The sequence below is a fragment of the Pseudomonas sp. 210_17 TE3656 genome, from assembly GCF_054821965.1.
The window spans coordinates 4,907,966-4,920,021 of the sequence record NZ_JBTRBC010000001.1 but is presented as its reverse complement, the minus strand read 5'-3'; the positions used below and the strand labels follow the sequence as shown (position 1 = coordinate 4,920,021).

10 protein-coding genes are annotated in these 12,056 nt (G+C 62.0%); all 10 read right to left on the bottom strand.

Annotated elements, in window-relative coordinates; genetic code table 11:
* Window positions 1-74: 74 nt before the first annotated feature.
* The gene (locus tag ACVI9W_RS22850; protein ID WP_461531309.1) at window positions 75-323 is read right to left on the bottom strand and encodes a cytochrome C oxidase subunit IV family protein; all 249 of its coding nucleotides are present in this window, start codon (window positions 321-323) and stop codon (window positions 75-77) included.
* A gap of 9 nt (window positions 324-332) precedes the next feature.
* Window positions 333-914: a cytochrome c oxidase subunit 3 gene (locus ACVI9W_RS22845; protein WP_461531308.1), complete on the bottom strand. Its 582-nt coding sequence runs from the start codon at window positions 912-914 to the stop codon at window positions 333-335.
* Window positions 898-1,701, bottom strand: a complete 804-nt coding sequence (locus ACVI9W_RS22840; RefSeq protein WP_461531307.1) for an AAA family ATPase — start codon at window positions 1,699-1,701, stop codon at window positions 898-900. Before ACVI9W_RS22840 ends, ACVI9W_RS22845 begins: the two co-directional genes overlap by 17 nt.
* Before the next feature lie 100 nt (window positions 1,702-1,801).
* A complete protein-coding gene (hemN, locus tag ACVI9W_RS22835) occupies window positions 1,802-3,190 on the bottom strand; it encodes an oxygen-independent coproporphyrinogen III oxidase (RefSeq protein ID WP_461531306.1) in 1,389 nt (462 codons plus the stop codon).
* On the bottom strand, window positions 3,174-4,520 hold the full coding sequence (locus tag ACVI9W_RS22830; RefSeq protein WP_461531305.1) for an oxygen-independent coproporphyrinogen III oxidase: 1,347 nt from the start codon (window positions 4,518-4,520) through the stop codon (window positions 3,174-3,176). Before ACVI9W_RS22830 ends, hemN begins: the two co-directional genes overlap by 17 nt.
* 89 nt (window positions 4,521-4,609) lie before the next feature.
* Window positions 4,610-5,053: a CopD family copper resistance protein gene (locus ACVI9W_RS22825; RefSeq protein WP_191832077.1), complete on the bottom strand. Its 444-nt coding sequence runs from the start codon at window positions 5,051-5,053 to the stop codon at window positions 4,610-4,612.
* Window positions 5,054-5,197: 144 nt separating this feature from the next.
* Window positions 5,198-6,058, bottom strand: coding sequence for an IS3 family transposase (locus ACVI9W_RS22820; RefSeq protein ID WP_461531304.1), 861 nt, complete (start codon window positions 6,056-6,058; stop codon window positions 5,198-5,200).
* The gene (locus ACVI9W_RS22815; protein ID WP_038608001.1) at window positions 6,055-6,348 is read right to left on the bottom strand and encodes a transposase; all 294 of its coding nucleotides are present in this window, start codon (window positions 6,346-6,348) and stop codon (window positions 6,055-6,057) included. Before ACVI9W_RS22815 ends, ACVI9W_RS22820 begins: the two co-directional genes overlap by 4 nt.
* Window positions 6,349-6,529: 181 nt before the next feature.
* Entirely contained in the window at window positions 6,530-8,740 is a 2,211-nt protein-coding gene (gene glgB, locus ACVI9W_RS22810) for a 1,4-alpha-glucan branching protein GlgB (RefSeq protein ID WP_461531303.1), read from the bottom strand.
* Complete coding sequence (treS, locus tag ACVI9W_RS22805) at window positions 8,741-12,049, bottom strand: maltose alpha-D-glucosyltransferase (protein WP_461531302.1); 3,309 nt, start codon at window positions 12,047-12,049, stop codon at window positions 8,741-8,743. It lies immediately after the preceding gene.
* Window positions 12,050-12,056 lie beyond the last annotated feature (7 nt).

The following is a 12,056-nucleotide window of genomic DNA, read 5'->3' as shown; positions in this document are numbered from 1 at the left end:
TGGCCATGATAGGAAGCGCGGGCTGGAAATCTGCTTGATGGCAATCAAGAAACGCCGATGGTTTTACTCGGGTATTAACCACGCAGGTTGAGGCTGATGCCCACTACCAGCGCCAGTACGCCAGCCCATGCCAGCAGCAGGACGCGCCAGCGCCACGGGCCGTGACGCAGCTCCATGAAGCCGTCGGAGATCAACCAGGCCTTGAGTACCGCCAGCACCAGGATCGCGCCACTGCTCACTGCGCCCTGTGCCAGCCCCACGGTGGCCAGGCTGAGCACGGCCAGGGCCAGCCAGCAGCCCAGCAAGAACCTCGAAGCGAGCATGTGCACCTCCTATCCCAGCAGGTAGACCAGCGGAAAAAGCACCACCCAGACCAGGTCGACCATGTGCCAGTAGAGCACCCCGGATTCGAACCCGCTGCAGTTGCCCGGCCCGTAGCGACGACGGCGGCACCCCTCGGCCAGCCAGGCCAGGATCAAAATGCCGAGCAGCACATGGAGGAAATGGAAGCCGGTGAGAATCCAGTACAGGGTGAAAAAGGTGTTGTGCTCAAGGCCCAGCCCCAGGCTCAGCAAGTGTCGATACTCACCGAGCTTGAGCCCCAGATAGCCGCAGGCAACCAGTAACGCCAGCAGCAATAACAGCGCGGCCTGCCCTGGCCGTGCCTGACGCACCCGCTGTTGCGCCAGGGCTGCCAGCAGCCCGGCACTGAGCAGGCTCAAGGTCATCGCCAGCCCGGTGGAGGTGTCGAGCAACTGGCGGCTGGCGGCGAACAGTTGCGGCTTGAGGGCCTGGGTGACCGCGAACGCCAGGATCAACAGGGCGAACACCGACAGCTCGGCGAGAATGAACAGCCACATTGCCAGATCCCCCGGCAAGCGCCGGGTTGCAACAGTCTCAAGCGAAGTGGACATCGACCACGTCCATCAACGCAGCCACCGTCACCGGATCATCACTCAAGGGTTCGGCCAGGCAGGCCAGACAGGCTTCGCGCGGGTTCATCCCGGCGCCGATCATGCGGGCGGTGAAAATCAGCAGCCGGGTCGAAGCGACCTCTTCCAGGTCATGTTGCTCCAGACGGCGCAAGGCCTGGCCCAGCCTGACCACCTGAGCGGCCAGGGCAGCGTCCACCCCAGCCTCGCGCCGTACGATGTGGGCTTCTTCGGCGGCAGGCGGATAGTCGAAGCGCATGGCCACGAAGCGCTGGCGCGTACTCGGTTTCATGCCCTTGAGCAGGTTCTGGTAGCCGGGGTTGTAGGACACCACCAACATGAACGAAGGCGGCGCCTGCAGCACTTCGCCGGTGCGTTCCAGGAACAGCTCGCGGCGGTCATCGGCCAGCGGGTGCAGGACCACTACGGTGTCCTGACGCGCTTCGACCACTTCGTCGAGGTAACAGATGCCACCTTCGCGCACCGCACGGGTCAGCGGCCCATCCTGCCACCAGGTGCCCTGGGCGCCGATCAGGTGACGGCCGACCAGGTCCGCTGCACTCAGGTCATCGTGACAGGCCACGGTGTGCAGCGGCAGGTTCAGGCGCTGGGCCATGTGCTGGACGAAACGGGTCTTGCCACAGCCGGTGGGGCCTTTGATCAGCACCGGCAGGCCGTGGCGCCAGGCTTGTTCAAACAGCGCCAGCTCATTGCGCTGGGCTTGGTAGAAAAGTTCGGGGCGGGGTTCACAAACAGGCTTGAGGCTCATGCGGCACCTGACTCGGCAGCGGGTTCGCAGACCACGCTAAAGAGCCAGGCCCCGCTCGACAAGCGCCGCGCGGGGCAAACTTGATCGCCGTCAAGCAGCCTCAGACCGTGCGCGAAAACTGGCCCTTGCGCCCGCCGCCAAGGTAGGCGTCGAAGGCCATGGCGGTGTTGCGCATCATCAGCTGCCCCTGGGGCAATAGCTGCAGTGCACCGGGCTCCAGTGCCAGCAAGTGGTCATCCACCTGTTCGGCCAGTTGCTCAAGTGCCTCGGCGAAGTAGTCATGGAAACGGATGCCGTGGGAAGCTTCGAAGGTGCCGAAGTCGATCCGGCCGTGACACATCAGCGCGTTGATCACTTCGCGTCGCAGCAGGTCATCCGGATTCAGGCGGTAACCGCGCTGCACCGGCAACATGCCTTGATCCAGCCGCGCGTAATACTGCGACAGCAGCTTCACACTCTGGCTATAGCTATCCCCCACCTTGCCGATCGCCGACACGCCGAGGCCGATCAGGTCGCAATCGGCATGGGTCGAGTAGCCCTGAAAGTTGCGCTGCAGCGTGCCATTGGCCCGCGCCAGGGTCAGCTCGTCATCCGGCAAGGCGAAATGGTCCATGCCGATGTACACGTAACCGGCTTCGGTCAGACGGCGGATGGTCAGTTCCAGCAGCTCCAGCTTGCGCTCCGGCGGTGGCATGTCCTCGGGGCGGATCATCCGCTGTGCGCGCACCAGCTCGGGAAGATGGGCGTAGCTGTAGGCGGCAATACGGTCCGGGCGCAAGGCGATGATCTTGCTCAGGGTGACGTCGAAGCTCTGCACCGTCTGCAGCGGCAGGCCGTAGATCAGGTCGACGCTGACCGATTTGAACTGCGCCTGACGCGCCGCCGCGACCAGGGCATAAATCTGTTCTTCGCTTTGCTGGCGATTGACCGCCGCCTGCACATCCGCATCGAAATCCTGCACGCCGAAACTCAAGCGGTTGAAGCCCAGGCCGCGTAGCAGCTGGATCTGTTCGGTACTGATGGTGCGCGGGTCGACCTCGATGGAGAACTCGTGGTTGTCACTGTCGTCGAGGTTGAACGCCTGACGCAGGCTGTCCATCAGTTCGGCCAGTTGCTCGCCGGTCAGGTAGGTCGGCGTGCCGCCACCCAGGTGCAACTGGGTGAGTTTGCGACGGCGATCGAACAACGCCCCTTGCATGGCGATTTCACGCTTCAGGTACGCCAGGTACTCGGTCGCGCGATGGGTCTTGCGGGTGATGATCTTGTTGCAGGCGCAGTAGTAGCAAAGGCTCTGGCAGAACGGAATGTGGATATAAGCCGACAACGGCTTGGGGCTCGCCGCCTGATTGCTGGCATGCGCCGCCTGCAGGTAATCATCGACGGCGAAGGCCTCATGGAACTGCGGCGCGGTGGGATAGGAGGTATAGCGTGGCCCCGGCCGGTCGTACTTCTTGACCAGGGCGCGGTTGAAATCAAAGGCAGGCATCATGATCGATCCACTCGTGTCGGGACGAAAGCGCCGAATTGTTCACCTCCTGTTCGAACAGCTGGCAGATTGCATCAATTTCCAGGCGGCCGGCGGGCAGGATGCTGATCAAGCCCTCGCTCAGTTCAACCAGCCCTGCGTGGCTCATGGCCTCCAGCCGCCGCCATGCCGTCGGAAAGTACTGCTGAAAATTCAGGCCGTAGCGGGTTTCAATGGCCCGGATATCCAGTTGCAGGTCACAGGCCAGACGCTCCATGACCCGCTGCCTGACCTGGTCGCTGTCCTCGCAGCGCCAACCGCGCGCAGTGGCCAGCTGGCCCTGTTGCATTTGTTCCAGGTAATCACTCAGCACCTCGGTGTTCTGCGCATACAGCGCATCGAGCTGGCTGATCGCGCCCAGGCCGAAGCCGACATGATCGCAATAGCCATAACGGGTAAAGCCCTGACAGTTGCGGCGCAGACGACCACGTTCCTGGGCAATCGCCAGGTCGTCATCCGGGCGGACGAACTGCCCCAGGCCGATGTGCTGATACCCTGCCGCAAGCAACAGCTCGAAGCAGATGCGTCGCATCATCGCCTTGTCCTGCTCGCTACTGGCGGTGCGCTGGGCACATCGGGCATAGCGCAGCGGCGGATGAGCGTAGTCGAACACCTGCAGGCGGTCGGGTTCCAGCTCAATCAGGGTGGTCAGTTTCAGGGCAAAGCTCGCCGGGGTCTGCCAGGCGTGGCCGTAGCCCAGATCGACACTCACCGAGCGGTAATCAAAGGTCCGTGCGGCATCGATCAGCGAATTGATCGGCGCCGGGTTCTGATAGCAGTCCTGCGACAGCTCGCTGCCCTCACCGATATCCGGCACGCCGATGCTGACGTGATTGAAACCCTGATCGCGCAACAACCCCATGGTTGCCCATGTGGTGTGGTGCAGATCGACATCGACGCTGTAGTCGCCGCTCTCATGGGTGAGAAAGTTGAAGCGCTTGTGCAGTTGGGCCATTAGCCGCTGCAGTTGCTCAGGTGCAGGCGTGCTACCGCCCAGGTGAAATTGCTCGACCCGTTGTTGCGTGCCCAGGTGGCACCCCACCAGGTCGATCTCCCGGGCCAGGGCTTGCAGATAGGCTTCGACGGATTGACTGTCCGTGCGCAAGCAGGTCGGCACCTGCACATTCAACGATAACGGCCGCTGCTGCTGGCGGCTGCTGCGTAGCGCGCGCAACACATCCAGCGAACCGACACCGCCATGAAACCTGCGGACGTCGACATAACTGTTGGGATCGAGCACGCCTTGATCGCATCTAACGACCTGCTCGTTACGGGGGTGAAGGACATCGAGCATGACGGGAGCTCCGAGACGGGCTGCGGAGTTTCAGTGTCTGCCGATAACGCCCTGAGCGCCTTGATTTGCATCAAGCGCCGGTGGCATGCCTACCAGCTCAGGTAGAACATGCCTTTGGCCAGCAAGACGATCAGCACCAGGTGGGTAAATACACTGGCATGAATGAACTTCACCCAGCGGGCTGTCATGCGCTCGGTCTTGAACAGCAGCATGGCGCCGAGAAAATGCACCAGCACGCTGGCGGCGAGCACAATCTTGGCCAGCAACAAGGTGCCGAATGATGAACTTGATGGCGCTTCGAGCAACGGCAGGTAGCGTAGCCAGACCATCCCTGCCCCGGCGCCGAACAGCACCAGTAACACCCAGGGCATCAGTTGCCGGGCGCGTTGGCCAACGGCCTGTTCGAGCAACAACATGAGCTTGGCGGGCAGCTGTTTGCGGATGTGTTCCAGGAACAGCACCTCGAAGAACACCGTGCCGATGAAGATCAGGGCGGCGAACAGGTGAAGGGTCAACAGCAATGGGTAGATCATTGGACCCTCTTGGCTCGCGTTCTATACCTGGATTTGAGCCTACAGGGTTGGGGGGGTGAATGCGGTTGATGGGGATCAAGAAAGGGCAGCCTGTAGGAGCGGATTGGAACTGTCCCTTGGCAGCGGACGCCAAGAAGCTGGGTGTTAAGGCTTCTGCCTCAAGCCCTTTGCATAAGCGTTCGGTGAACGATAACCCAACGCCGAATGCAGCCGACTGCTGTTGTAGAAACCATGGATGTAGCTCGCGATTGCCCCATAAGCTAGCCTCTTGCTCTGATAGACCCCACTTGCTTCTTCCTTCTTAAGCGTAGCGAAAAAGCTTTCAGCGACGGCATTGTCCCAGCAGTTTCCTTTGCGGCTCATGCTCTGCGTAAAGCCTTTTTCGGCCAATGCTTGGCGAAATTTGCTGCTCGTATATTGGCGTCCCTGGTCGGAATGGAACACAACCCCAGAAGCCCCCAAACTGGCGTTCCAAGCGTTGATAAATGCGCGCTCAACCAAATCATCCGGCATCCTGTCCGCCAAGCTGTAGCCCAGCACCTGGCGGGTCTGGATGCTCAAGACCACCGCCAGGTACAGCCAGCCTTCTCGGGTTGAAATGTAGGTGATGTCGCTCACCCAGGCTGGATTGGCACTCTGTACCGAAAACTGACGGTCAAGCACATTGCGTACGACAGGCTGGAAGTGGCGACTGTCCGTGGTCTGGGGCCGGAAGCGAGCCTTGGATTTGCCATGGATACCTTCCTCGTGCATCAGCCGCGTAACCCGTTTGTGGCCGACTCGATGAGGTATCTGACGCAATGCCTCGACCAACCGTGGCCGCCCGTAGGTGCTTCGACTGGCCGCATGGATCCTGCGCAGATCAATTCGAATCTGTTTGTCTGGATCCGGGCGAACCGGGCGGTTTAGGTAATCGTAAAATCCTGAAGCTGACACGCCCAACACCCGGCACAACAAACGCACCGGGAACTGAGCCCGCTCTTTAGCGACGAAGGCGTATCTCACCTGGACTCTTTGGCAAAGAATACCGCCGCCTTTTTTAGGATTTCACGCTCCATTTTGAGTTCAGCATTTTCGGCCCGTAATCGCGCCAGCTCGCTGCTCTCTTTGGTAACAGGTTGACGCTCTGGTGAACTCAACGGAAGACCTTTGCGTGACGCATCGACCCAGTTATCCAGCGTCTTAACAGACATCTCTAGCTGACGAGCGGCTTCGGTTCTGCCGACCGTTTCAGCCAGTGCAACAGCTTGGGCCTTGAATTCGTCGGTATAGCTACGGCGGTTTGGTGGGTACATGGGAACCTCCAAGTTAGCGATGTAAGTATCGCTTCTTGGCGTCCGTTGTCATGGGACAGTTCCAGATTTATCCGCGATGGACTGCGCAGCAGTCCCATCTTTTGGGGCCGCGTTGCGACCCATCGCGGATAAATCCGCCCCTACAAGACAGTTGCTCCCACCCTGAACAGATTCCAGCCGCTTAATGCGGCCGCAAGATCAACACCCCCAACGGCGGCAGATTCAACCCCAGCGACAACGGCTGCCCATGACTGGCCACCGCCTCACTCGCCACTTCCCCGAGGTTGCCGTAGTTGGACCCGGCATACCCTTCGGCATCGCTGTTGAGCACCTCGACCCAACGCTCCCCGAACGGCACTCCGATGCGGTACCCCTCCCGCGGCACGGGGGTGAAGTTGGCCACCACCAGCAACGGTTCGCCACTGGCACTCCAGCGCAACCAGGCATACACACTGTTGTGCGCATCATCGCCGATCAGCCACTGGAAGCCTTGCGGCAGGCAGTCCTGTTCGTGCAACGCACGCTCATCGCGGTACAGCCGGTTGAGGTCGCCGACCAAGCGCTGAACCCCCAGGTGCTCGGGGTACTTGAGCAGGTACCAGTCCAGCTCGTTGTCATGGTTCCACTCACGCCACTGGCCAAACTCGCAGCCCATGAACAGCAGCTTCTTGCCCGGATGCGCCCACATGAAGGTCAGGTAGGCACGCAGGTTGGCGAACTTCTGCCAGCGGTCACCGGGCATTTTGTCGATCAGCGAATGTTTGCCATGCACCACTTCATCGTGGGAAATCGGCAGGATGAAATGCTCGGAATACGCATAGATCAAGCCGAAGCTCATTTCGTTGTGGTGGTAAGTGCGGTGGATCGGGTCGTTCTGGATGTAGTGCAGGGTGTCGTGCATCCAGCCCATGTTCCACTTGTAGTTAAAACCCAGGCCACCCTGTTGGGTCGGCTGGCTGACGCCAGGCCAGGCCGTGGACTCTTCAGCGATCATCAGCGCACCCGGCGCTTCGATGGCGACAACGTCGTTGAGGTGGCGGAGAAAATCGATGGCTTCCAGGTTCTCGCGTCCACCGTGGCGGTTGGGCACCCATTCGCCTGCCTTGCGCGAGTAGTCGCGGTAAAGCATCGAGGCCACGGCATCGACCCGTAGACCGTCGATATGAAAGTGATTGAGCCAGTGCAACGCCGAGGCCAGCATGAAGCCGTGCACTTCGGTACGTCCGAGGTTGTAGATCAGGGTGTCCCAATCCTGGTGAAAGCCTTCCAGCGGGTTCTCGTATTCATACAAAGCGGTGCCGTCGAAACGCGCCAGGCCATGACTGTCGGTGGGGAAATGCGCCGGCACCCAGTCGAGGATCACGCCGATCTGCGCTTGGTGGCAAGCATCGACAAAGGCGGCGAAGTCTTCGGCTGAACCATAGCGCGCGGTAGGCGCAAACAACGAAAGCGGTTGGTAGCCCCAGGAGCCGCCGAAGGGGTGCTCCATGATCGGCATCAGCTCGATATGGGTGAAGCCGGTTTTCTGGATGTAGGGCACCAGGCGTTCGGCCAGTTCGCGCCAGTTGTAGAAGCGCGCCACTTCGCCGGTGTCGTCCACTTCGCACTGCCAGGAACCGGCGTGCAATTCGTAGATCGACAGCGGCGCAGTGGTGGCCTGGCGATCTCCACGTTCCTGCATCCACTGCTGGTCCTGCCAGTCATAGGCCAGCGGGCCGGCGACCTTTGACGCCGTGCTAGGCGGCAACTCGGTGGCCCGCGCCAGGGGATCGGCTTTGAGCGGCAGGATGCCTTCGCGGCCCAGTACTTCGTACTTGTAGGCTTCACCGGCCTGCAGGCGCGGTACGAACAGCTCCCACACACCTGAGGCATGACGCAGGCGCATCGGATGGCGCCGGCCGTCCCAGTTGTTGAAGTCGCCGACCACCGACACCCGCCGGGCGTTGGGCGCCCACACGGAAAAACGCACACCCTCGATACCGTCGATCAGCAGCGGCTGCGCGCCCATGCTGGCGGCAAGGTCACGGTGGTTGCCCTCGGCGAACAGGTACAGGTCCATGTCCCCCAGCAACGGGCCGAAGCTATAGGTGTCTTCGGTGACCTGCTCACCGCTGGCCCACTGAATCCGCAGCACATAGGGTTGCTGCTCAGGCAGATGGGCAATGAACAGGCCCGGCACCGGTTGCTGCTCCAGCTCACCCAGCAGCCGCCCATCGTCACGGCTCAGGGCCTGCACGCTCAAGGCATTGGGCAAATAGGCGCGGACAAACTGGCCGCCTGCACCATCAGGGTGCGGGCCAAGCACAGCGAACGGGTCAGCATGCTCGGCCCTGACCAGGGCATCGATGTCACGTTGATCCAGCCCGCCTTCCTCGCGCTTGCGTTGATTCATTCAGCTTTCTCCCCAGGTACTTGTCAGGCCATACAGGCCATGCAAAGGCACGGCCAACCAACTTGGGCGGTTTTCGGCTTCATACAGAATTTCGTAGGCAGCCTTTTCCAGGCTGAACAGTTCCAGTGCCGCACGCTCGCCGTCGGCATGTTCCCAGGCATGAGGCATGGCCGCGGTGGCCAGCCCGTAGGCCTCGACAAAGGCATGTCGGGCCTGGTGCAGATAACGCCTGGCGACTCGCTGACGGGCCTGGCGGGCACTGTCCGAGAGGTCGACACTGGAGGCACTGCGCAGCACCATGGCAGCAGCATAGTCGAAGGATCGCAACACGCCGCTGACATCCTTGTATGGACTGTGTCTGGCACGCCGCTCTTCCAGCGGCCGGGCCGGTTCACCTTCAAAGTCGATCAGGTAGGCATCACCCTGCACCACCAGCACCTGGCCCAGGTGCAGGTCGCCGTGCACCCGCATCAACAGCCCGCCCTGGGCCTGGGCGCTCAAGGTGGCGACAGTGGCCAGCAGGTCCTGACGTTGCTGCTCAAGCTCGTCGACCAGCGCCTGGCTGTCGCTGTCCAGCTCCGCCCGATGCGCCTGCAACAGCTCCAGCGCGCGGCTCAGCTGGGCGCCGATGTGTTTGCCCCAGGCCTTACAATCACGCGCGGTGCTGGGCCGCGGCCGGAACGCCGGATCTTTGCTCGGCGCGGCCAGCAACAGGTGCATTTCACCCAGACGCTGGCCGAGCATGGCGGCAAAGCCGGCCAGGTCCTGCAAGGCATTGGTGTGGCCTTCCTGCACCGCGTTTGCAGGCTCCAGTTCATCACGAATGGCGCGCTCAAGGTTGTTCTGGGTCCAGTCCCAGGCATCGCCCTGGTTGCTTAGATAGCCCTGGGCGATCATCAGCAAATGCGGCTGCTGGCTGTCCACCCGGCTCACCCAGCCCAGCAACGGCGAGATATTGCCGAACCCGGCAGCGGTCAGGTAGGCGCTCATCTCCAGCTCCGGGTGTACCCCGGGATTGATCCGCCGAATCAGCTTGAGCACCAGGCTGCCGCCGACCACCACCGAGCTGTTGGACTGTTCGGCAGAGAGGTAGCGCACCTGGGCATCGTCGGCCAGGTTCAGGGCTGCCAGTTGTTCGGTGGCGTGAAAGCGCAGTTCACCTTCGGCGCACGGCAGGCGGACAGCATCCCGGCAGGCAAGCAGCACGGCATGGATAAAGCTTTCAAGGACGAAGCCATCGGTGATCAGCCCCACCTGGCGTCCACGCCGGACCCGTGCCAGGGCCAGTTGCTGCGGGGGGGCGCTGGTGATCTGATCCTCACCGACAAAGCCGAAGGGCAATTGGTAACGGCTGCTCTGGCCGGCGCTGGTGACTTCAATCTCACTCAGTAATACGGGGTACGTGGCAGTACCAAAGCGCACACCGTACGCGATCTGCACGTGCTCGATACCGGTTTCCTTGCCAGCGAACCAGCGGCGCTTGGGCAGGTACTGGGGCAGGATGCTGTCTTGCAAGGTGCTGCGCGCAGGGGCTTCGAGCAGCTCTTCCATGCGCTTTTTCAGTACCAGGGTGGTGAACTCCGGCAGGCTCTGCGCCGGTTCCACATGCCAGCTGGGCATCTGGTCCTTGGCGGCCAGCAGGAACCAGTAGAACCCATAGGGCGCCAAGGTCAGCAGGAACGGCAACTGGCCGATGGGCGGGAAGGCGCTGCCGCCGAGCATCTCCACCGGCACGCTGTCAGCATACTGCGACAGGTCGAGTTCGGCGGCTTGCGCAGCACGCGAGACATTGGCCACGCAGAGGATGATTTCGCGCTTGCCGTCGGTGCCGGTGTACTCGCGCAGGTAGGCCAGAATCCGCCGATTGCTCGGCGAGAGCATGCGCAGGCTGCCGCGCCCAAAGGCCTTTTGCTGTTTGCGCACCGCCAGCAGACGGCGGTTCCAGTTCAACAGCGAATGCGGGTCGTACGCCTGGGCTTCGACATTGACCGAGGCAAAGCCGTACAGCGGGTCCATGATCGGTGGCAGCACCAGGCGCGCAGGGTCGGCACGGGAGAAGCCGCCGTTGCGGTCGATCGACCACTGCATCGGCGTACGTACGCCATCGCGGTCGCCCAGGTAGATGTTGTCGCCCATGCCGATCTCGTCGCCGTAGTACAGGGTCGGCGTGCCGGGCATCGACAGCAGCAGACTGCTGAGCAGCTCCACCCGCCGCCGGTCACGTTGCATCAGCGGCGCCAGGCGCCGGCGAATCCCCAGGTTGATTCGCGCCCGGCGGTCCTCGGCGTAGTAATTCCACAGGTAGTCACGCTCGCGGTCGGTGACCATTTCCAGGGTCAGTTCATCGTGGTTGCGCAGGAAGATCGCCCATTGGCAGTTGGCCGGGATCTCCGGGGTCTGACGCAGGATGTCGGTGATCGGAAAGCGGTCTTCCTGGGCCACGGCCATGTACATGCGCGGCATCAGCGGGAAGTGAAAGGCCATATGGCACTCGTCGCCCTGCCCTTCGCCGAAATACAGCTGGGTGTCTTCCGGCCACTGGTTGGCCTCGGCCAGGAGCATGCGGTCGGGGTAGTTGGCGTCGATCTCGGCGCGAATCTGCTTGAGCACCTGATGGGTCTCGGGCAGGTTTTCGTTGTTGGTGCCGTCGCGCTCGATCAGGTACGGGATGGCATCCAGGCGCAGGCCGTCAATCCCCAGATCGAGCCAGTAGCGCATCACCTCGATGACCGCCTTGAGCACCTGCGGGTTGTCAAAATTGAGGTCGGGCTGGTGCGAGTAGAAGCGGTGCCAGAAGTACTGGCCGGCCACCGGGTCCCAGGTCCAGTTGGACTTTTCCGTGTCGAGAAAGATGATCCGCGTGCCGTCGTACTTCTGGTCAGTGTCGGACCACACGTAGAAATCCCGGGCCTTGCTGCCGGGCCTGGCGTGCCTGGCCCTCTGGAACCAGGGATGCTGGTCTGAGGTGTGGTTGATGACCAGCTCGGTGATCACCCGCAGGCCGCGCTTGTGCGCCTCGGCGATAAAGCGCTTCACATCGGCCAGGGTGCCGTAGTCCGGGTGCACGGCCTTGTACTCGGCGATGTCGTAGCCATCGTCGCGGCGTGGCGAGGGGTAGAACGGCAACAGCCAGAGCGTGTTGACCCCAAGCCCGGCGATGTAGTCGAGCTTGGCGATCAGGCCGGGAAAATCACCGATGCCGTCGTTGTTCGAATCGAAGAAGGATTTGACGTGCACCTGGTAGATGATCGCGTCCTTGTACCACAGCGGGTCGTCGATGAAGGCTGCCGGGCGGCTTCGCTTGGCCATGTTCGAC

Excerpts from the sequence above, each read along its gene's own strand:
- treS (WP_461531302.1), bottom strand. The coding sequence starts at position 12,049 with ATGGCCAAGCGAAGCCGCCCGGCAGCCTTCATCGACGACCCGCTGTGG.
- ACVI9W_RS22840 (WP_461531307.1), bottom strand. The coding sequence starts at position 1,701 with ATGAGCCTCAAGCCTGTTTGTGAACCCCGCCCCGAACTTTTCTACCAA.
- ACVI9W_RS22830 (WP_461531305.1), bottom strand. The coding sequence starts at position 4,520 with ATGCTCGATGTCCTTCACCCCCGTAACGAGCAGGTCGTTAGATGCGAT.
- ACVI9W_RS22815 (WP_038608001.1), bottom strand. The coding sequence starts at position 6,348 with ATGTACCCACCAAACCGCCGTAGCTATACCGACGAATTCAAGGCCCAA.
- glgB (WP_461531303.1), bottom strand. The coding sequence starts at position 8,740 with ATGAATCAACGCAAGCGCGAGGAAGGCGGGCTGGATCAACGTGACATC.
- ACVI9W_RS22825 (WP_191832077.1), bottom strand. The coding sequence starts at position 5,053 with ATGATCTACCCATTGCTGTTGACCCTTCACCTGTTCGCCGCCCTGATC.
- ACVI9W_RS22850 (WP_461531309.1), bottom strand. The coding sequence starts at position 323 with ATGCTCGCTTCGAGGTTCTTGCTGGGCTGCTGGCTGGCCCTGGCCGTG.
- hemN (WP_461531306.1), bottom strand. The coding sequence starts at position 3,190 with ATGATGCCTGCCTTTGATTTCAACCGCGCCCTGGTCAAGAAGTACGAC.
- ACVI9W_RS22845 (WP_461531308.1), bottom strand. The coding sequence starts at position 914 with ATGTCCACTTCGCTTGAGACTGTTGCAACCCGGCGCTTGCCGGGGGAT.